This is a genomic window from Streptomyces sp. YIM 98790, assembly GCF_011421595.1.
Lineage (GTDB): Bacteria > Actinomycetota > Actinomycetes > Streptomycetales > Streptomycetaceae > Streptomyces.
Map to the genome: position 1 here is coordinate 26849 of NZ_WTLH01000021.1, position 21595 is coordinate 48443.

General features: G+C 72.3%; 21 protein-coding genes and 2 tRNA genes. 9 read left to right on the forward strand and 14 right to left on the reverse strand.

Annotation, left to right across the window (positions count from 1 at the left end; translation table 11 throughout):
* Positions 1 to 28 precede the first annotated feature (28 nt).
* From GQS09_RS06225 to GQS09_RS06275, 11 genes are all read right to left on the reverse strand, one after another.
* Positions 29 to 895 (reverse strand): F510_1955 family glycosylhydrolase, encoded by an 867-nt coding sequence (locus GQS09_RS06225; protein ID WP_165984978.1) that lies wholly within the window; start codon positions 893 to 895, stop codon positions 29 to 31.
* Between the two features lie 228 nt (positions 896 to 1123).
* On the reverse strand, positions 1124 to 1768 hold the full coding sequence (locus GQS09_RS06230; protein ID WP_165984979.1) for a DUF305 domain-containing protein: 645 nt from the start codon (positions 1766 to 1768) through the stop codon (positions 1124 to 1126).
* Positions 1765 to 2412 carry a DUF3105 domain-containing protein gene (locus GQS09_RS06235; RefSeq protein WP_165984980.1) on the reverse strand — a complete coding sequence of 216 codons (648 nt, stop codon included), beginning with the start codon at positions 2410 to 2412 and terminating at the stop codon, positions 1765 to 1767. Before GQS09_RS06235 ends, GQS09_RS06230 begins: the two co-directional genes overlap by 4 nt.
* A gap of 870 nt (positions 2413 to 3282) precedes the next feature.
* Positions 3283 to 3552 carry an SHOCT domain-containing protein gene (locus tag GQS09_RS06240; protein WP_165984997.1) on the reverse strand — a complete coding sequence of 90 codons (270 nt, stop codon included), beginning with the start codon at positions 3550 to 3552 and terminating at the stop codon, positions 3283 to 3285.
* Positions 3553 to 3640: 88 nt separating this feature from the next.
* Positions 3641 to 4183: a DUF2752 domain-containing protein gene (locus GQS09_RS06245; protein ID WP_313896010.1), complete on the reverse strand. Its 543-nt coding sequence runs from the start codon at positions 4181 to 4183 to the stop codon at positions 3641 to 3643.
* Positions 4184 to 4200: 17 nt separating this feature from the next.
* A complete protein-coding gene (locus GQS09_RS06250; protein ID WP_165984981.1) occupies positions 4201 to 4866 on the reverse strand; it encodes an SCO family protein in 666 nt (221 codons plus the stop codon).
* Between the two features lie 216 nt (positions 4867 to 5082).
* Positions 5083 to 6063, reverse strand: a complete 981-nt coding sequence (locus GQS09_RS06255) for a M56 family metallopeptidase (RefSeq protein ID WP_165984982.1) — start codon at positions 6061 to 6063, stop codon at positions 5083 to 5085.
* Positions 6060 to 6434, reverse strand: coding sequence for a BlaI/MecI/CopY family transcriptional regulator (locus GQS09_RS06260; protein ID WP_165984983.1), 375 nt, complete (start codon positions 6432 to 6434; stop codon positions 6060 to 6062). The genes GQS09_RS06255 and GQS09_RS06260 overlap by 4 nt, the downstream gene beginning before the upstream one ends.
* Before the next feature lie 381 nt (positions 6435 to 6815).
* Positions 6816 to 7229: a PIN domain-containing protein gene (locus GQS09_RS06265; protein ID WP_165984984.1), complete on the reverse strand. Its 414-nt coding sequence runs from the start codon at positions 7227 to 7229 to the stop codon at positions 6816 to 6818.
* Entirely contained in the window at positions 7226 to 7489 is a 264-nt protein-coding gene (locus tag GQS09_RS06270) for a CopG family transcriptional regulator (RefSeq protein ID WP_165984985.1), read from the reverse strand. The genes GQS09_RS06265 and GQS09_RS06270 overlap by 4 nt, the downstream gene beginning before the upstream one ends.
* A 525-nt stretch (positions 7490 to 8014) precedes the next feature.
* A tRNA-Arg gene (locus GQS09_RS06275) sits at positions 8015 to 8079 on the reverse strand.
* A gap of 133 nt (positions 8080 to 8212) precedes the next feature.
* Between GQS09_RS06275 and GQS09_RS30910 the strand changes: the two genes are divergently transcribed.
* Positions 8213 to 8482 carry a hypothetical protein gene (locus GQS09_RS30910; RefSeq protein ID WP_399552424.1) on the forward strand — a complete coding sequence of 90 codons (270 nt, stop codon included), beginning with the start codon at positions 8213 to 8215 and terminating at the stop codon, positions 8480 to 8482.
* A 1176-nt stretch (positions 8483 to 9658) separates the two neighbouring features.
* Here the strand turns inward: GQS09_RS30910 and GQS09_RS06290 are convergent.
* The 3 genes from GQS09_RS06290 to GQS09_RS06300 all read right to left on the reverse strand — a co-directional run bounded on the left by GQS09_RS06290 (position 9659) and on the right by GQS09_RS06300 (position 11009).
* Positions 9659 to 10327 carry a nucleotidyl transferase AbiEii/AbiGii toxin family protein gene (locus GQS09_RS06290; protein WP_165984986.1) on the reverse strand — a complete coding sequence of 223 codons (669 nt, stop codon included), beginning with the start codon at positions 10325 to 10327 and terminating at the stop codon, positions 9659 to 9661.
* On the reverse strand, positions 10327 to 10647 hold the full coding sequence (locus GQS09_RS06295) for a hypothetical protein (RefSeq protein WP_165984987.1): 321 nt from the start codon (positions 10645 to 10647) through the stop codon (positions 10327 to 10329). The genes GQS09_RS06290 and GQS09_RS06295 overlap by 1 nt, the downstream gene beginning before the upstream one ends.
* A gap of 290 nt (positions 10648 to 10937) precedes the next feature.
* Positions 10938 to 11009 (reverse strand) — tRNA-Arg (locus GQS09_RS06300).
* Positions 11010 to 11224: 215 nt separating this feature from the next.
* Here GQS09_RS06300 and GQS09_RS06305 point away from each other — a divergent pair.
* From GQS09_RS06305 to rpmE, 8 genes are all read left to right on the forward strand, one after another.
* Positions 11225 to 12019, forward strand: a complete 795-nt coding sequence (locus tag GQS09_RS06305; RefSeq protein WP_165984988.1) for a DALR anticodon-binding domain-containing protein — start codon at positions 11225 to 11227, stop codon at positions 12017 to 12019.
* 123 nt (positions 12020 to 12142) lie between these two features.
* Entirely contained in the window at positions 12143 to 13534 is a 1392-nt protein-coding gene (gene lysA / locus GQS09_RS06310) for a diaminopimelate decarboxylase (protein ID WP_165984989.1), read from the forward strand.
* Between the two features lie 92 nt (positions 13535 to 13626).
* On the forward strand, positions 13627 to 14919 hold the full coding sequence (locus GQS09_RS06315; RefSeq protein WP_165984990.1) for a homoserine dehydrogenase: 1293 nt from the start codon (positions 13627 to 13629) through the stop codon (positions 14917 to 14919).
* Between the two features lie 35 nt (positions 14920 to 14954).
* Entirely contained in the window at positions 14955 to 16067 is a 1113-nt protein-coding gene (thrC, locus tag GQS09_RS06320) for a threonine synthase (protein ID WP_165984991.1), read from the forward strand.
* A 243-nt stretch (positions 16068 to 16310) separates the two neighbouring features.
* Positions 16311 to 17255 (forward strand): homoserine kinase, encoded by a 945-nt coding sequence (gene thrB, locus GQS09_RS06325; RefSeq protein WP_165984992.1) that lies wholly within the window; start codon positions 16311 to 16313, stop codon positions 17253 to 17255.
* A 505-nt stretch (positions 17256 to 17760) separates the two neighbouring features.
* Positions 17761 to 19746, forward strand: a complete 1986-nt coding sequence (rho, locus tag GQS09_RS06330; RefSeq protein WP_165984993.1) for a transcription termination factor Rho — start codon at positions 17761 to 17763, stop codon at positions 19744 to 19746.
* Between the two features lie 201 nt (positions 19747 to 19947).
* On the forward strand, positions 19948 to 21096 hold the full coding sequence (locus GQS09_RS06335; RefSeq protein WP_165984994.1) for an LCP family protein: 1149 nt from the start codon (positions 19948 to 19950) through the stop codon (positions 21094 to 21096).
* A gap of 122 nt (positions 21097 to 21218) precedes the next feature.
* Positions 21219 to 21434 carry a 50S ribosomal protein L31 gene (rpmE, locus tag GQS09_RS06340; protein WP_093841034.1) on the forward strand — a complete coding sequence of 72 codons (216 nt, stop codon included), beginning with the start codon at positions 21219 to 21221 and terminating at the stop codon, positions 21432 to 21434.
* The last annotated feature ends 161 nt before the right edge of the window (positions 21435 to 21595 follow it).

Sequence of the window (21595 nt, forward strand, 5' to 3'; positions counted from 1 at the left end):
ACCCCCTGCGCAAGGGCCGGGTGCGGCGTCACTCCGTGGTGGCGATGCGTTCGGTGAAGGACTCACCGGCGTCGGTGGATTCGTAGACGCCGCCTCCGGTGGCGGCGAGCAGGCGCCCGTCGGCCAGGGCGGTCAGCGCCTGCGGGCCGCCGCCGGGCACCTGTCCGGCGCGGGTCCAGGTGGCCCCGCCGTCCTCGCTGCGCAGCACGGTGCTGTCCGGGTCCAGGCCGTACAGGGTGCCGTCGGGGGCCCAGGAGAGGAAGGCGGCGACGGTGTCGCCGCCGTCGTCGAAGGTCGCACCGCCGTCGGTGGAGGTGGCGATGCCCCGCTGAGTGGTGGCCAGGACCAGGGCGGGGTCGTCGGGGCTGACGGCGAGGTCGACGGCGGCGATCTCGGCGCCGGTGTCCCAGGTGCGGCCGTCCGGGCTGGTCATGATCCGGCCGTGGGTGTGGCCGTAGAGGGTGTCGTGGGCGTATTCCAGGGCGTGGAAGTCGGCTTCTCCGGCCAGGGAGAGGGCGGTCCAGGTGCGGCCGCCGTCGGTGGATTCCAGCAGGCCGCGGTCGGCGGGCTCGTCGCTGCCGGGTTCGGGGTGGCCGCTGCCGTAGAAGTGGTCCGGCCCGGCGACGGTGAAGCCCATGTAGTCGGCTCTGTCCTCGCTGACGAGTTCGGCGGAGCCGTCGTCCCGCACGGTGATCACACCGTGGTGGGTGGCGACGTAGAGCAGACCGTCCGCGGGGTTGATGCCCAGTCCGTGGATGTGGGCCAGGTCCACGTCCTGTGGTGCGGCGGTCTCCTCGCCGTCTCCGGAATCGTCGGAACCGCAGGCGGTCAGGGCGAGGACCAGCGCCGCTGTGGCGGCGGTCAGGACGCGCCGGATACGGGTGTGCAGAAACATGAGACTCCTCTTGGGGCGATGGGTGCGGAGCGGTGGGCGCCGCCCGTCCTCGGGGCATCAGCCCTCGTACGGCCGAGTGCCGGGAGCGGTGTCGGGCCGTCGGCGGCGGTCGGCAGCCGCGCGCCCGGGCGTCACGCAGCGTCCGCACCAGACGGCCGGTGCCGGCGGGGAGGTGAGGGCCTGCCGGGCAGACCCCCACCGTAGTGTCGTCTCACCCGGTCGCCGTGTTCATCCGGACGGGGCGGCGCCGCGGTCGGTGAGCATCGCGGCCATCAGCGTGATCTCCGATTCCTGGCCGCGTACCATGCCCTCGGCCAGACCGGTGATCTGCTCCTCCTGTGCCTGATCGGCCGCGGCCTGTGCCATGTGCACTCCGGCGCGGTGGTGCTCGGTGAGGAGTTGCAGGTAGCGGATCTCGGCGTCGGTGCCCTCGGCCCGGCGCAGGGCGTCGATCTTCTCCTCGGTGGCCATCCCGGGCATCAGCGCACCGCCGTCCCGGCCGGACATGCCGCCGTCCATGGTGTGGTCCATCCAGGCCATGGGCGGGTCGGCGGAGACCACCGGCAGGTCCCAGGACTCCAGCAGCGCCAGCAGCATGCCGCGCTGGTTGGCCTGGGTGTTGATGATGTCGTAGGCCAGGCGGCGGACTTCCGGGTCGTCGGTGCGGTCGCGGACGATGAAGGACAGCTCCACGGCCTGCTGGTGGTGGACCGCCATGTCCCGGGCGAAACCGGCGTCCGCCGAGTCCTGCCCGGGTGGCCGGTCGCCGCTGCCCGGAAGCCGGGCCGCCGCGAGCAGTACGGCGGCCAGCACGACCAGCGCCACCGCGCCACCGGCGGCGATCAGCCGCCCGCGCGGGCCGGGCCGGGTCATGGCATGCTCCCGGACGCGCAGGTGGCGCCGGGCTCGGGGGTCTGCTCGCCCTGCACGTACTTGAGGAGGAACTGCTCCACGCGCGGGTCGTCGGCGTCGTCGACGGCGAGCTGGTGCCCCCAGGCGGTCAGCACCACCGGGTCCTCCTGGTCGGCGTACGGGCTCAGAAAGGTGTAGGGGGTGGCCGCGACCCGGTCGGTCAGGGCCTTGATGTCGCCGTCCGCGGCCTGGTCGTTGTAGGTGATCCATACCGCGCCGTGCTCCAGGGAGTGCACGGCCTGCTCCTCGCTGACCTCTTCCTCGTAGACCTTGGCGTCGCACGCGAGCCAGGCCGGGTGGTGATCGCCGCCGGCGGCTGGGCTCATGGCGTAGTCCACCGGCTCGGTGGTGTGCGTCTGCGAGAGGTCCGCCCAGGTCTCCACCCCCTCGACGGTGGCCTTGCGGGCGGCTGCGGCGGCCTGTTCGTCCTGCTCGGTGGAGTACCACAGGTACCAGCCGCCGCCCAGGGTGGCGGCGGATATGACGGCGACGGCGCCCCAGGTGATGATCTTGCTGCGGCGTTCACGGGCCTGGTCGGCGCGGCGCATCGCCTCGATACGGGCGCGGCGCTCGGCCGCCTGCGCCTTTCGGTTGGCGGAACTCATGGTCGGTATGCGTCCTTGTGCTGCGGTGTGGGTGGGCGGACAGCGGCGGACCCGGGGCGCGCGGGGCACGCCCGGGCCGGGGCGCGCTACACCCGCAGCAGCTGCAGCACGTGCAGGCCGGGCGGCCGGGGCTCGGCCGGGCTGCGGCAGCCCGGCTCCGATGCCGGCGGGCCCGGCGCCGGAGCCGGCGGGACGGCGGCGGGAGGCAGCCCGTCCGCGGTGGCCGGGAACGTGGCCTGCCGCGCCTCCGGTGCGACAGCCGGTTCCGCGCAGCGTTCACCGCCGCCGTCCCCGGCGCACTCCGCACAGGGCTCACCGCCCGTCGCCGGCTCCGCGGCCGGGAAGGCCGCCGGCGCCGGGTGGTGATCCGTGCCGGCGGAGGGCTGCCGGGCGTCGGCCGCCGCACACGCGAAGAGCACGGAGACGACGGCCAGGAGGACCGCGGTGAGCAGACGAGCAACGGCCCGCCCTCGACGGCCGGATGACCGGACGGCAGGACGCGGCTCCCTCCGCAGCAGCGGGATCATTCTCACCGCACGGATCCCGGCCAGGCCGGGGCCGGCCCGGCGAACCTGCCCCGACCGCAGGCGGGGCCGGAGGCGACCCCGGCCATACCGGCCCGTTCGCCGGCCGGGAAGCGTCCACGGAAAGGAGCGGGCGCCTGCCATGGCGCGTACCGGTTCCCGCGGCCGGACGAGGGCGCGGTCCCGTTCCCGGTGGCTGTGGGCACAGCCGCCACCTCCAAAACCTAAGACGCATAGGTGACAGCGAATGTACCAGGCGCCCGCCGCCGGCGCCCAGGGGCGTACCGGGCCCCTGGCCGGCGGCGCGGAGAGGTGGCGGCGCGGTGTCCGACGTGCGCCCGGGGTGCTACGGCTCCGGCCGGTGGCGCGCCAGGTGCCCGCGTGCCTGCGTGTATTCCTCTGCGTCGATCTCCCCGCGGGCGAACCGGCGGTCGAGGATCTCCTCCGCGCTCTCCCGGCCAGGCATGCCGTGGTCGCGGCTTCCGGCTTCCCCGCCGGTCCGGGAGGTGTTCTGCGACAGGCGGATCACGGCCCAGACCACCAGGCCGATCAGAGCGATCCACACCAGGGGCGCGATGGCCATCATCCACATCCAGCCACCGCCGTCCCAGTACATCACCACCATCACCTCCGCCCTGAATGCACCTTTTTCTACCTTAAGCGGGATTCTGCGGCTCGGCGCCGGGCAGGTACGCCGGGGGCGGTCAGCGGTGCCGGTGCCGCCGCAGCAGGAGCACCACCACGAGTGCCGCCACCAGCGGAACGGCCGCCGCGTACAGCAGCAGCCCGGCTGCCATCCCGCCGTCCGGCTCCGGGCCCAGCAGGTCCGCCCGGGTCTGCTGCCGGACGGTCAGGGCGGCGGTCAGCACCGCTGCGGCGGCGATCGCGGCACGGCGGTGGGTGATCCGCACATTGGGCCAGCGGCCGGTCAGCCGTCCGGCCGCCTCCCGGACCAGTGCCGCGACCGCGCCCGGCACCAGAAGCACAGCGAGCGGGTTGAAGCGCAGCGCGTCGCCGAGATCCCCCAGCGCCGCCGCGTGCACCGCGCGGGTGCCGCCGCACAGCGGCCCCATCACTCCGGCGTAGTGCAGCGGGCCGTGCAGATCCACCGGGGGCAGGCCGAAGAGCGCCATGGCCGCCCCCGCCGCCAGCCCGACGGCCGCCAGCGGGCCCGCCCATCGGTGACCGTCCCGCTCTTCCCAGGCCAGACGGAACGGCATCGCGTACTGCCACGCCGTACTTCTCACCCACGCTCCCGGCTTCTTCACGGGGTCCGGCCCCTCAGCAGCTTGGGCAGATCCCTCGCGTAGTCCTCGGCTGTGGCCTCCTCACCGCTGTAGATCACATGCGCCTTGTCATCTTCGGCGAAGAAGGCCAGAACGGTCTTGCCGTGGGTGGCGGTCACCGTGCCGTCCTCGTCGACCGTGGGCGGCGCCATGCCCACCCCCACGGAGCGGGCCGCGGCCTCCACGGTCCGGTAGTCGCCGCTGAGCCCGATGAAGTCCGGGCTCCCGGCACCGCGCAGCCATCTGCCCAGCTCTTCCGGGGTGTCGCGCTCGGGATCGGTGGTGACGAAGACGAACCGCAGCTGCTCGCGCTGCGCCGGTGACAGATCCTGATAGGCCAGTGCGAGGTTGCTCACGGTCAGCGGACAGGCGTCGGGGCAGTGGGTGTAGCCGAAATAGAGCAGAGTGAGCTTTCCCTCGGTGTCCTCGCGCAGGTCGAACGGCTCACCGCGGGTGTCGGTCAGGACCAGGTCCGGCTTGCGGAAAGGCTGGTCCAGCACGGTCGCGGCCCGGGTCGGGCCCGTGGAGACCTCGCTGAAGACGGCGCCCGGCGGTTCCTCGGAACCGCCACCGCCGCCGCAGGCCGACAGGGCCAGCGCGGCGATCACGGCCAGGACAACGGCCGGCACGGAGGGCTTGCGCATGATGAACGGCTCCAGGAATCGGCGAGCGGATGCCGCACACCCGCACCATAAACCTAAGCTCCTTAGGTATTGGTGGGAGTCTACGGCAGACCGATCCCGGCCAGACGTCACCCCCGGCTGCGACGCGAACGCCGCGGAAGGCTGCGGTGCGGGCAGGACCGCGACAGCGGGGACCAACTCACCAGTCCCCTGAACCGCCGGTCCCCGGCGGAAAACTCACACCACGGGCTCCGCGGCGGCGACCGGATCGTCCGGCAGCGGGCAGGTGCTCATCCCCGTCGCCGCGACCGCGGGCTGGGCGGCCAGAACGAACGGCACAGCCAGCAGGACCCCCGCCGTCAGCGCCCCGCCCCAGGCCACCGCACGGCGCACCGGCCGGCGCGGGCCCAGCAGCCGGTGCACCCGGCCGGCCACGTGACCGCCGGACGCCGCGAGGGACGCGGCGGGTGCCCCGGCGCCGGCCAGCCCCACCAGAGCACCGGCCAGGGTGAGGGAGCCGGTGCGGGCCGTTGCCGCATCGTCGGCGGCCAGCTCCACCAGCCGCCGCGTCTCCTGCGCCGCCAGGCGGAACAGCGGCAGGCCCGGGAAGGCCCGCTCCATGGCCTCCACATAGGCCAGGACCAGGTGGTGCCGCTGCCGGATGTGGGCCCGCTCATGCGCGATCACCGCCCCCAGCTCCCGCGGGTCCAGCGCGGCCAGGGCCGCCGTGGTCAGCACGATGCGGTGGCCGTGACCGGGAAGACAGTAAGCGGCCGGGCGGTCGTCGTCCAGCACGGTGACACCCAGGTCGGGCCGGGCGCGACCGACCATGGCCAGCACGGCGGCGTGCCGCACGCGCTCCCGGCGTGCCCGCCACACGGCCGCCCCCAGACACCACCCGGTACGGCCCGCCACGGCAACGGCCAGTGCCGTCCCGGAAGCCGCTGCCGCCGCACCGCCGGGGACCGCGTACTGAGCGCGCAGCGCCATGACACAGGCGTGCAGCATCTCGGCGAGACTGCCGCTGACCGGCACCGTCGGCACGGCCAGGGCCAGCCCGGCCAGTGCGACGGAGGCGATGACGGTGGCCGTGACCGCCTGCCAGGCCCAGATGCCCAGCTTGGGCGCCCGCGCCGTCCAGCCCGGCCGCGCCAGCAGCATCGGCGCCAGCACCGCCAGCACCGTGGCATAGCCCAGCAACAGGACAGCGATCCTCACGACTCACCCTCCGCGCGCCGCGCCATGAGCGCCGCCCGCAGCTCGGCGACCTCCGCGTCGTCCAACTTCTCGAACAGCCGCACCAGGGTCGCGGCGCGGTCCGCGCCGCTCTCCCAGACCTGGTCGATGAGGGAGGCGGCGTACTCCTCACGGCTCTTGGTCACCTGATACCGAAAGGCTCTGCCGTCCTTCGACCGCGTCAGCCAGCCCTTGCGGTGCAGGACCTCCATCACCGTCTGCACCGTGTTGTACGCCAGCGGCTGCGGCCGCCCGCCGTTGAGACAGGCCAGAACCTCGCGCACCGTCGGCGGCTCCTTGGCAGACCACACCACATCCATGATCGCCTGCTCCAGCTCGCCGAAGCCCCGCATCCGGCCGTCCTCCCTTCACGAAAACCTAAACGCCATAGTACGTGCCTGCCTCTCTCGGGCAGCGTGTCCAGAGTTGCAGCTCCAGGCATCGGCGCCAGGCCCACCCGGCGAGCATCACGTCGGCGGCCAGGCGCAGCGCGCCGCAGCCGGAGACGGGTCGCTCGCGGCTTCCGCCGGCACGGGAACGAGGACCGGTGCCCTCATCCCCGGAACACCCCGGCAGGATTCGAACCTGCGCACACGGCTCCGGACCCCGGATGCGCACCGACCGCCGCCCGTCCCGACCAGCCACGGAATGGGCTGCTCGGCCGCTTTCCAAGATCATTACGAGCCCTTGGTTCTGTCGTGAAGTCGGCCGGCTCCGCTGTGGAGAACATCTGCTCAGACCTTGATCACGGTGACGCGTCCGCCGGCCAGCGCGGTCAGGTCGTCGGGGTCGGAGGAGAGGACCGTGACAGGGCCGGTGGCGGCGAGGGCGGTGGCGGTGAGCATGGCGTCGATGGCGTGTTTGTGGCCGTGCAGTCCGGCGTCGGCGAGCAGGGCCGCTGCGTGCCGGGCGACGGTCTCGGTGATGGGTTCGATGACGAGGCGGGAGAGGGTCCACTCCAGAGCCGGCCGCTTGATGCGCGGGTGCATGACTTCGACAAGCGTTGCCGCGGAGGTGATCACGCGCAGGTCGTCGGCACGGGCCAGGGCGAGCCAGGTGGTGATGGTGCGGTCGCGCAGGACCGCCTTGGCCAGTCCTTCGCTGTCGAGGACGAGGGTGCCGCCGGGGGTGGCGGTGGGGCGGGTCATGCGGCGTGGGCCTCGCCGGTGTGCTGCTCGGTGCGGGCGCGGTGGAGCTGGTCGCGCAGGGCCTGGATCTCTTCTTCGGTGATGGGGCCGTGTTCGGCTTCGGCGACGGTGATGAGCTCGTTGAGGTTGTCGCGTTCGATCTGCCGGGCGACGGCGGCGGCTACGTAGGCGGACAGGCCGGAGGGGCCGCTGCGGGCGCGGGCGGCCTCGGCGATGTCCCGGGGCATGGTGATCGAGTACTTCTGGGTGGGCTCGCTCATGCTCCTTATGCTACCGCCAATGCTCCGGTGCAGACCGGTTTGCCCAGGTCCAGAGGGCTGCTGGTGGTATGAAGGGTGGTGAGCTGGGCGTTCACCCGGGGAGATGGCGGTGGACGTCATGCGGAGGGTGACAGTTTCCGGTGACAGGTCCGGCCGGGCCTGGACCGACTCGACGTCGTGGTGGACGGTGTGACCTACCGCTGGCGCCTGCGCCGCAAGCCAGCCCATGGCCAAGGGCTCGGCTCCTCTCCCTGCGTCTTCGCGCTCGAGCACGCCGAGCACCCCGCACCACCCTCGTCGTCAGCACCAACCAGTTCACAGCAGGTGCCCTCCGGGGGCGGCACCGCCTCGCGGCATTTCCGTCCCACGACCGGACATTTGGGACCTTACCCGTCTGGCGCCATAAAGTCGCAGGTCGAAGACATGCCGGGCGAGCGGCCACGGCCGATGCGCGTGTGCGTTTCGGCATGCACAAGAAAGGCCCCAAACCGCGTTTCCGCAGTTCAGGGCCTTGATTTCCGGTGCCCCCGGCAGGATTCGAACCTGCGCACACGGCTCCGGAGGCCCCGTGCACAACCGGCGTCTGCGCTGGTCAAGCTCCCGCGCAACGGCTGCACGGCCGAGACGAGCCAAGAATGCGCCACAATACCGTTCCTCCGGCTCCGGCCCGGGGGAGGTGTGGAAGGGTGGCTTCGGGTTCTCGTGATCGGGGAGGTACCGGGCATGGCGGCGGAGTTCACCGCAGAGCTGGCGGGGAACGTGCTCGCACAGACCTGCCGCGCGGCGGGCCTCGACCCCTCCGGCGCCGAGCTGCTCCGCCTCGGCTCCAACGCGGTCTACCGCCTCGCCTCGGCCCCGGTCATCGTCCGCATCGCCCGGGACCCCGGCAGCCTGGAACCGATGTCCCGCAGTGAAGCCAAGGCCGTTACAGCTCCGATCTGCGTGGTATTCAGCCCACCCGCTAGCCGACGCCTGTATTACGGAAAACGTTAGCTGTTCAGCCGGTATGTCCACGATGAAGGTCTTCCAGTGCCTTGCGTGCTTGATTGGTGCTGTGTGAACCTAGCTCCAAAAATCAGAAAGCGTGTAACCGGTCAAGACCTCGGGAATTTTGAGGTACGAGTTGGCTCGATTAGTCGAAACTCTTTGCACTTCCTGCGTAAAGGTTGATGTGACGTTTTCAAGGCCTTCCACGTATATTGGTTGGCCAGTACTGGCGTTACTTGGCTGAGCATAGCCCATGCGGCGAGTCCGAGGGGTTCTGTTCAGTTCAGAGAAGACTCTCTTGGCGTCGGGTGAGACCTTGTCTGTTGAAACAATGATCGAGCGATCCGAGACATCCTAGAGGTGCCTTCTTCGGCCTGACTCTCTACCCGTCCTATGGAGTGGAGTATTCGTCGTGGGTGTCCCAGCGCGGGCCGGTGGGTCGGCGGGCCGGGGCGCTGCGGGGCGAAGACAGGAGCGGCGGCCCCGGGGCCGCCGCTTGCGCGGCGACTTGATGATGTAGAGAAAGTCTGAACCGGGCGATGGTCAGAGCTGGTAGGACAGCTCCAGGTCGTCGCCGGGGGTTGGAACTCCTCTAGGGCTAGGGGCTTGTCCGCGTCGGTGAGGGCGACGCGGAGGATGTGGAGCAGGGGGACGCCATCAGGAGGGCGTAGGGCCTGGGCCTGGTCGGGAAGTGGCATCCGGGTGCGCAGGTACTCGGTGACGTGGAGTTGGTGGCCCAGTTCGGCCAGGGCTTCGTACAGTGTGGGGCTGGCGGCGGGGCCTGTGCTCCTCGTACTTGGAACCGATGAGTGCGTAGAACGGCACGTAGGTGCTGTGGAGCTGGCGCAGGCGGCCACGGTCGGCGGTCTGGAGCCCTTGGTTGGGTGTACATCGGCTCGCCCGGCGGGATGCGCAGCAAGTCGGCGAGTGGGAGCGGGGCGTCGGTGCGGGTGGCTACCGGCTCCTCCGCGTCGGTCCAGCGCAGGCCATTGGCCTCGGCGTAGCGGCCGTCCGGTGAGAGGCGCAGGCCGTGGGGGCGGGTGAGGCTCGAGCGATAGGGAAACCTGGAACGCCTTGGCGCTCGGGGTGGGTGGGCCGCACCGAGGCTGTTGAGCGGGCCGACAACAGCGTCGAGCTCCTGCCTACTCGCTACGCCGAGTGCCGGGTGAGCAGCCACGCGTTTCAGAAGCGATGAGGATGCTCTGCGGTGAGCTGGTGTTGCCAGTCGGCGAACCGCTCACGCAGTGCCGACGCTTCGGCAGCGTCGAGACCGTAGGCGGCGAACTGCTTGTCGGTGTAGCGCTGGATCCGGGCGAGTGAATCCGCGAACATGTGCGGGTCGAAGCCGCTGTCCGTCTGCTGGGCCAGCTCGATCAGGCGTCTCCGGGTGTAGCCGGCCTTGAGGAGACCATCGACGTCGATGGCGTCACGGACCTCAGCCCGGCTGTCCAGTGCGCTGGTCTTGCCCGCGGCAACATCGTCAGGGTGCAGAACCGGACCCAGCTCGCAGGACACGGGAAGGTGATGGAGGAACTCGGCGACGAGCTCCACTTTGTTCTGGACGCCATTGGCGGGGTCGATCACGTTCAGCCGCGTGTACGTGTGCTGCGGGCTCTGGTGGACGACCTCCACGGTGAAGCCCGCGGCCTGGTAGGCGGCGACGATACGTTCGGTGGCGGCGGGCATCTCCGTGGTGGCCCGGCTGATCGGAGCGAAGAGGTCGACGTCGTCGCTGATCCGGCTCACGATCTGGTGGGCCTGGACGGCGTAGCCGCCTGCCAGGGCATACCCGAAGTCGTCGGCGAGTGCGTCAAGCCCGATACGGATGAGTCGGCGGTGCAGCTCGTCCACTATGCGGCGGCCACCCTCGGGGTGAGTTCGGGGAAGCGGGTCTGCCACGCCGTGCAGGCGCGGACGGGGAGGAAGAGGTGCATCCAGTGCCGACGCAGCAGATCGGCGTTCAGATACGCCCGCAGGTCGTCAGGGCTCTGGGCTTCCCGGATGACTCGTTCGTACATGAGCAGCACATCGGCCTCGTCGGCGAGGTCGTACTCATAGTGAGGGCCCCAGTCGATGTGCCTGGGCAGTATCACGGTGCCCGAAGTCGGCCCGACCAGGTCGTCGAGTGACTCCGGCAGTGTGTAGAACCGCGCGGCGGCGTACCTGCTCATAGGTCCAGCATGCCGCAGACTCATGCCGTTGTGGTACCGAACTATCCGACCGAGCCGGAGGCATCGAGCCCGATGAGAACCCCTCCGGGCGGCCTGCTTGTCCCGTGTGCATCCCGCGCGTGAGGCAACTTCCAGGATCGGACATTTCACATTCCCAGCACGCGAGAGGGCGAATGCTCAGGTCGGGCAGGAGCGGATGGAGGACCCACTGTTGGGATGACCGTTGGTGATCGACGCATGCAAATAAGGCCCTGGCCAACGTTTCCGCTGGTCAGGGCCTCGTTTTCCGGTGCCCCCGGCAGGATTCGAACCTGCGCACACGGCTCCGGAGGCCGTTGCTCTATCCCCTGAGCTACGGGGGCGGTGTCGTCGCGGNCTCTATCCCCTGAGCTACGGGGGCGGTGTCGTCGCGGTGCTTGCGGCGACGGAAGAACACTATCAGCTCGTGGAGGGTGCTCGCGCACCACTTCCGGTGGGGCCGCCGGGGGCCGGTGGGGTGAGCGGGGTGACGGGGACGCAGAGGTCCACGGGGTGGAATCGGGAGGTGGGGGAAGGGCGGTTTCCGTACGCTGGGGGCGTGACCCCCGCCGAGCTGTCCGAGGCCGTGCTGCGCTGCGTGCGCGGCGCGGTGGACAGTGGTGTGCTGCAGGCCGGGGTGCCCGCGGAGGCCGGGGTGCGGCGTCCGCCGCACGGGGACGCGCAGTGGGCGACCGGGATCGCGCTGAAGCTGGCCGCGCAGGCCGGACGGCCGGCGCGGGAGGTGGCCGGGCTGATCCGGGACGGGCTGACGGGCCTGCCCGGGGTGGAGCGGGCCGAGGTCGCCGGGCCGGGATTCGTGAACGTGTGGACCGCCGGCGGGGCCGCCGTCCGGACCACGGTGGAGGAGACGCTGCAGCGTCCGCCGGTGCCGGTGCTCCGGGAGGATCCGGGGCGGGACGCGCGGGCCTGGGCCCGGGCGGCCGGGACCGCCGCCGGCGAGGCGGCGCTGCTGGTGCAGCGCGCCGGGAATCCGCTGTTCGAGGTGCGGTACGCGCACGCGCGGTGCCGGGCGCTGGTGCGCGAGGGCAGCAGGATGGGGCTCGAGCCGGAGCCGGGCGGGCTGAGCGGGCGGGCCGAGGTGGCGCTGGCCGCGGTGCTGGGGGAGTGGCCGCGGGTCGCGCGGCAGGGCGGCGGGCGCCGGGGGATCGCGCGGTATCTCACCGAGGCGGCGGAGGCGCTGATGCGGGCGGTGACGGAGCGGCCGCCGCTGCCGGCCGGGGACGAGAAACCCGGGGCCGTCCACCGCGCCCGGCTGGCCCTTGCCCAGGCCGCCGGGACGGTGCTGGCGGACGGCCTGTACCGGCTGGGCGTGAGTGCTCCTGATCACCTGTAGCCGCTGCGGCCGCCGCGGAGCCGTACCACCGGAGGGCACCGGAACGCACCGGAAGCCGCCGGGGGCGGCGGCGGGCGCCGGCGGGCGGCGGAAGACGAGAAGAGTGAAGAGGTCGAAGAAGAGATGAGCCGTTCTGCGCACCCGGCCGGGCCCCGTCATGGCGATGTGCTGCCGGAGGGCCACTACAGTCCGCCGCCGGCGGATCTCAACGCGCTCGACGAGAAGGTGTGGCCGCTGACCGCGCGGCGCGGGGAGGACGGGGCCGTCTCCCTCGGCGGGATCGGGGTCCGGGAGCTGGCGGAGGAGTTCGGCACCCCGGCCTATGTGCTCGACGAGCGGGACTTCCGGGAGCGGTGCCGCGCCTGGCGGGAGGCGTTCGCGGGGGCGGACGTCTTCTACGCGGGCAAGGCGTTCCTCTGCCGGGCCGTGGTGGGCTGGCTGAAGGAGGAGGGGCTGAATCTCGATGTCTGCACCGGCGGCGAGCTGGCGGTGGCGCTGAGCGCGGGCATGCCGCCGGAGCGCATCGCCATGCACGGCAACAACAAGTCCGTCGCGGAGATCGAGCGGGCGGTCACGGCGGGGGTCGGGCGGATCGTGGTGGATTCGTTCGAGGAGATCGAGCGGGTGGCGGTCGCCGCGCGGCTGTCCGGCGTGCGGCAGAAGGTGCTGGTCAGGGTCACGGTGGGGGTCGAGGCGCACACGCACGAGTTCATCGCCACCGCGCACGAGGACCAGAAGTTCGGGCTGGCGCTGGCGGGCGGCGACGCGGCCGAGGGGGTCCGCAGGGTCCTGGCGCATCCCGACGCGCTGGAGCTGGTGGGGGTGCACAGCCACATCGGCTCGCAGATTTTCGACATGGCGGGTTTCGAGGTGTCGGCGCACCGGGTGGTGGGGCTGCTCACCGCCATCCGGGACGAGCACGGCCTGGAGCTGCCGGAGATCGATCTGGGGGGCGGGCTCGGGATCGCCTACACCTCGGAGGATGATCCGCGCGGGCCGCACGAGATCGCCAAGGCGCTGGGCGAGATCGTCACCCGGGAGTGCGAGTTCGCGGGGCTGCGGGTGCCGCGGCTGTCGGTGGAGCCGGGGCGGGCCGTCGTGGGGCCGTCGGCCTTCACGCTCTACGAGGTGGGGACGGTCAAGCCGCTGGCCGGGCTGCGGACGTACGTGAGCGTGGACGGCGGGATGTCGGACAACATCCGGACCGCGCTGTACGACGCCGCGTACACGGTCGGGCTGGTGAGCCGGTCCTCGCAGGCCGGGCCGATGGCGGCCAGGGTGGTGGGCAAGCACTGCGAGAGCGGCGACGTGGTGGTGCGGGACGCGTATCTGCCCGCGGACACCGAGGCGGGGGACCTGCTGGCGGTCCCGGCCACCGGCGCCTACTGCCGTTCCATGGCGAGCAACTACAACCACGTCCCGCGCCCCCCGGTGGTCGCGGTGGCCGACGGCCAGGCCCGGGTGATCGTGCGGCGGGAGACCGAGGAGGATCTGCTGCGGCTCGATGTCGGCTGACACCCGGATCTCGCATACTGAACCGGGAGAGGGCGGTGTCAGACCGGTGCGTGAGACTGATATTCCGCGAGTGAGCTGAAAGGCGAGAGCGAATGGTGCGTACGCGTCCGCTGAAGGTGGCGCTGCTGGGCTGTGGAGTGGTCGGCTCGCAGGTGGCCCGCCTCATGACGACGCACGCGGACGATCTCGCCGCCCGGGTGGGCGCTCCCGTGGAGCTCGCCGGGATCGCGGTGCGGCGCGCCGGCCGGCCCCGGGAGGGCGTGCCCGAGGCGCTGGTCACCACGGATGCCGCGGGCCTGGTCTCCCGCGAGGACGTCGACGTGGTGGTGGAGGTGATCGGCGGGATCGAGCCCGCCCGGAAGCTGATCACCGCGGCCTTCGAGGCCGGCGCCAGCGTGGTGACGGCCAACAAGGCGCTGCTGGCGGAGGACGGGCCCACGCTGCACGCCTTCGCCGAGAAGCACCAGGCGGATCTGTACTTCGAGGCGGCGGTCGCCGGGGCGATCCCGCTGCTGCGCCCGCTGCGCGAGTCCCTCGCCGGTGACACGGTGAACCGCGTCCTCGGCATTGTGAACGGCACCACCAATTTCATCCTCGACCGGATGGAGTCCACCGGCGTCAGCTACGGGGAGGCGCTTGCGGAGGCCACGGCCCTGGGATACGCCGAGGCGGATCCGACCGCCGACGTCGAGGGGTTCGACGCGGCGGCGAAGGCGGCGATCCTCGCCGGCATCGCCTTCCACACCCGGGTGCGGCTGGAGGAAGTGCACCGGGAGGGCATCACCGAGGTCACCGCCGGGGACATCGCCTCGGCCCGCCGCATGGGCTGCACGGTCAAGCTGCTGGCGATCTGCGAGCGCGCCCCGGACGGGCGGTCGGTCACCGCCCGGGTCCATCCGGCCATGATCCCGCTCAGCCATCCGCTGGCCTCGGTGCGCGAGGCCTACAACGCGGTGTTCGTCGAGGCCGAGTCGGCGGGCCGGCTGATGTTCTACGGGCCGGGGGCCGGCGGCGCGCCCACCGCCTCGGCGGTGCTGGGCGATGTCGTCGCGGCCTGCCGGAACAAGCTGGGCGGGGCGCGCGGGCCCGGCGAGTCGGCCTACGCGCAGCTTCCGGTCAGCCCGATGGGGCAGGTGACCACCCGGTATCACATCAGTCTCGACGTGGCCGACAAACCCGGCGTGCTGGCGCAGGTGGCCCTGAGCTTCGCCGAGCACGGCGTTTCCATCGACACCGTCCGCCAGCAGGGCAAGGACGGGGAGGCCTCGCTGGTCATCGTCACTCACGAGGCGACCGATGCCGCGCTCGGCGCAACGGTACAGGCGCTGCGCCGGCTCGACACGGTGCGTGATGTGGCGAGCACCATGCGGGTCGAAGGGGAGTAGCCCCGACAAGGGAGCAGAAGGAAGCAGTGGACGTCATGGACGCACAGCAGGCCGCCGGCATCACCGGCAGCGGCACCAGCCGGCAGTGGCGCGGGCTGATCGAGGAGTACCGGGAGCGGCTGCCGGTCGACAGCCGCACGCCCGTGGTCACGCTCCGTGAGGGCGGTACCCCGCTGGTTCCCGCGCAGGTGGTGTCGGAGCTGACACGCTGCGAGGTGCACCTCAAGGTCGAGGGCGCCAACCCCACGGGCTCCTTCAAGGACCGCGGCATGACGGTGGCCATCTCCAAGGCGAGGCAGAGCGGCGCCAAGGCGGTCATCTGCGCCTCCACGGGCAACACGTCGGCCTCCGCCGCGGCCTACGCGGTGCGGGCGGGCATGGTGTGTGCGGTGCTGGTGCCGCAGGGCAAGATCGCGCTGGGCAAGATGGGCCAGGCCCTGGTGCACGGGGCGCAGATCCTCCAGGTCGACGGCAACTTCGACGACTGCCTCACGCTGGCCCGGCAGCTGGCGGACAAGTACCCGGTGGCGCTGGTGAATTCGGTCAACCCCGACCGTGTCGAGGGCCAGAAGACGGCGGCCTTCGAGATCGTCGACATGCTGGGCGACGCCCCCGACATCCACGTCCTCCCGGTGGGGAACGCGGGAAACATCACGGCCTACTGGAAGGGCTACCGCGAGTACGCGGACACCGCCCACCCGCTGGGCGCCCCGGCGAGCCGCACGCCCCGCATGTTTGGGTTCCAGGCGTCCGGAGCCGCGCCCATCGTGCGGGGCGAGCCGGTCAAGGACCCGTCCACGCTGGCCACTGCGATCCGGATCGGCAATCCGGCCTCCTGGGAGCAGGCCGTGGCCGCGCGCGACGAATCCGGCGGCCTGATCGACGAGGTGACCGACCGCCAGATCCTTGCCGCCTACAAGCTGCTGGCCTCGCAGGAGGGCGTGTTCGTGGAGCCCGCCTCGGCCGCCTCGGTGGCCGGTCTGGTCAAGGCCGCCGACCAGGGCCTGATCGACCCCGGCCAGCGCATCGTCTGCACGGTCACCGGCAACGGCCTGAAGGACCCGGACTGGGCGGTGGCCGGCGCGCCCCGCCCGGTGACGGTCCCGGTGGACGCCGACGCCGCCGCCCGGCGCCTCGGCCTGGCCTGAGCCGTCCGCGACACGGGTGTCCGCGCTGCGGGCACCCTGTATCGCGGCTGAACTTTCCTTCGATAGGCTGGTATGTGTTCCGGCGTGGACCTGCCGTCCCTGCCGAGTACGGGCAGGCCGTCCACCACCGTGACCCGTCGGGGGGACCGGCAGGGGTCACGAGCGCGCGTCCCGCACCGCGTCCGCCGTGCGCGAAGGCGCCCGGCGCAGCATCCGCATGACATCGAGGAGCGTCACCGAGCGATGGCTCACCCCGCTTTCCGCGCCGCTGCCGTCCGGGTACGGACGCCCGCGACCAGCGCCAATCTCGGCCCCGGCTTCGATGCCCTGGGGCTGGCCCTGGGGCTCTACGACGACGTCGTGGTGCGGGTGGCGGACGCCGGGCTGGAGATCGACATCGCGGGCGAGGGCGCCCGGACCCTGCCGCGCGACGAACGGCACCTCATGGTGCGGGCCATGCGCAACGCCTTCGACGTGCTCGGCGGCCAGCCGCGCGGCCTGGAGGTGGTGTGCGCCAACCGCATCCCGCACGGCCGCGGCCTGGGCTCCTCCTCCGCCGCCATCTGCGCCGGTCTGCTGGCCGCCCGCGCGGTCACCACCGGCGGCGAGAACCGCCTCACCGACCAGACCCTGCTGGAGCTGGCCACCGAGCTGGAGGGCCACCCGGACAATGTGGCCGCCTGCCTGCTCGGCGGCTTCACCCTGGCCTGGAGCGAGGCCGGCGCGGGCGGCTCGGTGCGGGCCATCCGGATGGAGCCGGCCGCCGCCGTGGTGCCCGTGGTGTTCGTGCCCGCCCGGCCGCTGCTCACCGAGACCGCCCGGGGCCTGCTGCCGCGCACCGTGCCGCATGTGGACGCGGCGCACAACGCCGGCCGCGCCGCCCTGCTGGTGGAGGCGCTGACCCGGCGCCCGGAGCTGCTGCTCCCGGCCACCGAAGACCGGCTGCACCAGGACTACCGCGAACCGGCGATGACCGAGAGCATGGAACTGGTGCGCAGGCTGCGCGCCGACGCCGTGCCGGCCGTCATCTCGGGCGCCGGACCGACCGTGCTCGCGCTCGCCCAGGAGGGCGACGCGGAGAAGATCTCCCGGCTCGCCGGGGAGGGCTGGACGGCCAACCGGCTCTCTCTGGACCTGACCGGGGCAAGTGTCCTGCCGCTGGCCGGAGCGGGTGAGACCGCCCGGTGACCCGCGGGGGAACCTGCTCCCGGCGGCCGGAACTGGCGGGCTGCGGTGCGCACATGGGCGCGCACATGAAGCGGCCGGGAAAAGGGTAGGCAGGAAGGGGGAATGCATCGGCATCCGGTAGTGTTAATCTCAAGGTCTAGGCGTACCGACCATGCGGGGCTCACCCGCTCGGGACGCTCCGGCGGGGGACGACAACCACCGGACGCACCAAGGGACGGCACGCTATTCCTGGCCCCACTTCGCTGGGACCGCCTCTCTTCGGGAGCCTCCACTGCCTCAGCAGCCTGCCAGGCAGTGCGGAGCATGCTCCGGAGCCGGTGCAAAACGATCCTGATGATCGCCCCGCACCACACGTCAAACCCATTCCTTCCGCCACATTCACAGGGAACGGCGGAATCCACCGCCCGGCCCGGTCCGCCGGACTTCACCGACGGGACCGCAGCCGGACAGCACGACCGGTCGCCGAGCCAGACAGGCCGACGTCCGCTCCAGGGAAGGACCCTTCGTGAGCGACACCACCGATCTGATGGGCGTGAGTGCCGACACCGCAGACCAGACCTCCGGTGATGCCACCGCGTCCGGCAAGGACGCTGCCCCCAGCCGCGCCCCGCGGCGTCGGCGTTCCGGCACCGGCCTCGAGGGCATGGTGCTGGCGGAGCTCCAGCAGGTTGCGTCCGCCCTCGGCATCAGGGGCACCGCACGGATGCGCAAGGGCCAGCTGATCGAGGTCATCAAGGAGAAGCAGGCCGCCACCGGCGGAAACGGCGGGGGCGGCGCGGACAGCAGGCCGGCGGAGCCGGCACCCGCCGCCGAGGCACCGGCGCAGCCGGGTGCGGGGGCGCCCGCGGCCGAGAAGCCCAAGCGCCGGGCCACCTCCCGGTCGCGCACCGGGGAGCAGGCCGCGGCGGCGCCGCAGCAGGCCGAGATCCCCGGCCAGGGCGGCGACACCGCCCCCGCCCAGGCGGAGAGCATCGCCGAGACCGCGCAGCGGGAGTCCGCGAAGACCGCCAAGGCCGAGAAGGCGGAGAAGGCCGAGAAGGCCGAGGGCTCCCGCGACCAGACGCGGGGCGCCGACGGCGGCGGCCGTGAGGACGGTCAGGACCGCCAGGGCAAGCGCGAGCGCCGCGGCAAGGACCGGCAGGACCGCCAGGAGCGGCAGCAGGGCCAGGACCGCCAGGACCGCCAGCAGGGCGGCGGCGGCCAGGGCCAGCAGCAGGGCGGCCGGGGCCGGGACGGCCGGGACGGCCGGGACGACGACTTCGAGGGCGGGCGCCGCGGGCGCCGCGGCCGCTACCGCGACCGCCGCCGCCGGGGCCGTGACGAGGCCGGCGAGCCGCAGATCACCGAGGACGACGTGCTCATCCCGGTGGCCGGCATCCTGGACATCCTGGACAACTACGCCTTTGTGCGGACCTCCGGCTACCTGCCGGGGCCGAACGACGTGTACGTCTCCCTCGCCCAGGTCCGCAAGAACGGGCTGCGCAAGGGCGACCACGTCACCGGCGCCGTGCGCCAGCCCCGCGAGGGCGAGCGCCGGGAGAAGTTCAACGCCCTGGTGCGGCTGGACTCGGTCAACGGCATGGCCTCCGAAGTCTCCCGCCAGCGGCCCGAGTTCAACAAGCTGACCCCGCTCTACCCGCAGGAGCGGCTGCGCCTGGAGACCGACCCGGGCGCGCTCACCCCGCGGATCATCGACCTGGTGGCGCCCATCGGCAAGGGCCAGCGCGGTCTGATCGTCTCGCCGCCCAAGGCCGGCAAGACGATGATCATGCAGGCCATCGCCAACTCGATCACCCGCAACAACCCCGAGTGCCACCTGATGGTGGTGCTGGTGGACGAGCGGCCCGAGGAGGTCACCGACATGCAGCGCTCGGTGAAGGGCGAGGTCATCTCCTCGACCTTCGACCGCCCGGCCGAGGACCACACGGTCGTCGCCGAGCTGGCCATCGAGCGGGCAAAGCGGCTGGTGGAGCTGGGCCACGACGTGGTGGTGCTGCTGGACTCCATCACCCGCCTGGGCCGCGCCTACAACCTGGCGGCCCCGGCCTCCGGCCGGATCATGTCCGGCGGTGTGGACTCCACCGCGCTCTACCCGCCGAAGAAGTTCTTCGGCGCCGCGCGGAACATCGAGGACGGCGGCTCGCTGACCATCCTGGCCACCGCGCTGGTGGACACCGGCTCGCGGGCGGACGAGGTGATCTTCGAGGAGTTCAAGGGCACCGGCAACATGGAGCTGGTCCTGGACCGGAAGCTGGCCGACAAGCGCATCTTCCCGGCCGTGGACGTGGACGCCTCCGGCACCCGCAAGGAGGAGATCCTGATGGGCGGCGAGGAGCTGGCCATCGTCTGGAAGCTCCGCCGGGTGCTGCACGCTCTGGAGAAGCAGCAGGCCGTGGAGCTGCTGCTGGACAAGATGAAGCAGACCAAGTCCAACGCCGAGTTCCTGCTGCAGATCCAGAAGAACACGCCCACCCCGGGCAACGGGGACTGACCGGGCCCGTCCCCCCTCCCCGTTTCCGCACGACCCCGCAGGGCCGTCGTCACCGCAGGTGGCGGCGGCCCTCGCGGCTGCCGGGAGGCGGCCCGCGGACGCCCGCGCGAGACTGGGGCCTGTCGGCTGTTCGGGGGTATTCGCACCGGCCGGACGGAACGGCGCTGTGCGTCCGGCCCGTCAGGAGAGGTACCTGGGCCTATGAACGGCAGAGCGGACGACCGTGCGGACCGCCCGGCGCACGGCCCGCGGGACGGCCCGCCGGGCAGACCGCCGGGCAGCACCGCTTCCGGCGCGGGACGCCGCCGGTGGCGCACCCGCCGCCTGGTGGCCGCCGCCGTCGTGGGCACCCTGCTGGCCGCCGGGGCCGCCGGGGCCGGGCTGTACCTGCGGCTGAACAGCAACATCGACCAGGTGGACATCTCCGGCGGCGGGCGCCCCGAGAACACCGACAACGGCTCCCTCGACCTGCTGGTGCTGGGCTCCGACGCGCGCAGCGGCCGGGCCGGCCGGGACGCCGGCGGGCAGGCGCGGTCGGACACCGCCATGGTCGTCCACCTGCACCGGGACCGGGACACCGCCACCGTGGTCTCCATCCCCCGGGACACCCTGCTGCCCCGCCCGGCCTGCACCGACCGGGAGGGCCGCAAGGTGCCGGCCGCCGACCGGGCCATGTTCAACGAGGCCTATGCGCTGGGCGGCCCGGTGTGCGCGGTGCGCACGGTGGAGGCGGCGACCGGCATCCGCATGGATCACTACCTGGAGATCGACTTCAAGGGGTTCGCCACCCTGGTGGACAAGCTGGGCGGGGTGACCGTCACCCTCGACGGGCCGCTGCACGACGAGGACAGCAAGCTCCACCTCGCGGCCGGCACCCACCATCTGGACGGCGAGCAGTCGCTCGCCCTGGTCCGCACCCGCAAGGCCGTGGGCGACGGCAGTGATCTGGCCCGGATAGAGCTCCAGCACGTCTTCATCGAGGCGCTGGCCGAGCGGGTCAGCGGCCTGGATCTGTTCGGCAGCCCGAAACGGCTCTACGAGCTGGCCTCCGCCGCCACCTCGGCGGTCACCACCGACAGCGATCTGGCCTCGGTCGCCCGGCTGGCCGGGCTGGGCCGCACGCTGCGCGGCCTGGAGCCGGAGGACCTGCAGCTGATCACCCTGCCGGTCACCACCGACCCGTCCGCCCCCAACCGGGTCGTGCCGCTGGAACCGCAGGCCGGGCAGGTGTGGGACGCGCTGCGCGCCGACCGGCGGGTACCGGCCTCCGCGCTGCGCGGCCCGGTGGCCGGACAGGAGCCGTCGCCCGAGGTCAGCGCCGTGCCGGAGCCGGGGGACGCGGGGGAATAGCGGGGGCCCCGGGGCCGTTTTGAATGACGCGGCCCGGTCCTGGCAGACTGGGACGTCGGCCCCGGTTCACGCGACGCGCACGGCGGAGCGACCCGGCGCCCTCCCGAGATCTAGGAGATGCCTTGAAGCGCGACATCCACCCCGAGTACGTCGAGACCCAGGTGAGCTGCACCTGCGGCAACTCGTTCACCACCCGCTCCACCGTGACCAGCGGGCAGATCCGCGCGGAGGTCTGCTCCGCGTGCCACCCGTTCTACACGGGCAAGCAGAAGATCCTCGACACCGGCGGCCGTGTGGCCCGCTTCGAGGCGCGCTTCGGCAAGAACAAGAAGAAGTAACGCCGACCACAGCGTCGCAGCGCCGGTCCCGGCCGCCCCACGGGGACGGCCGGGACCGGCTGCATGTGCGCTGCGCGCGCCCGCCGCTCACCCGGCCCGGTGCGGTGGCCGGGGGCGGGGCCGCACCCCTTCCCCGGCCACCGGCCCGCGGGACCGGACCG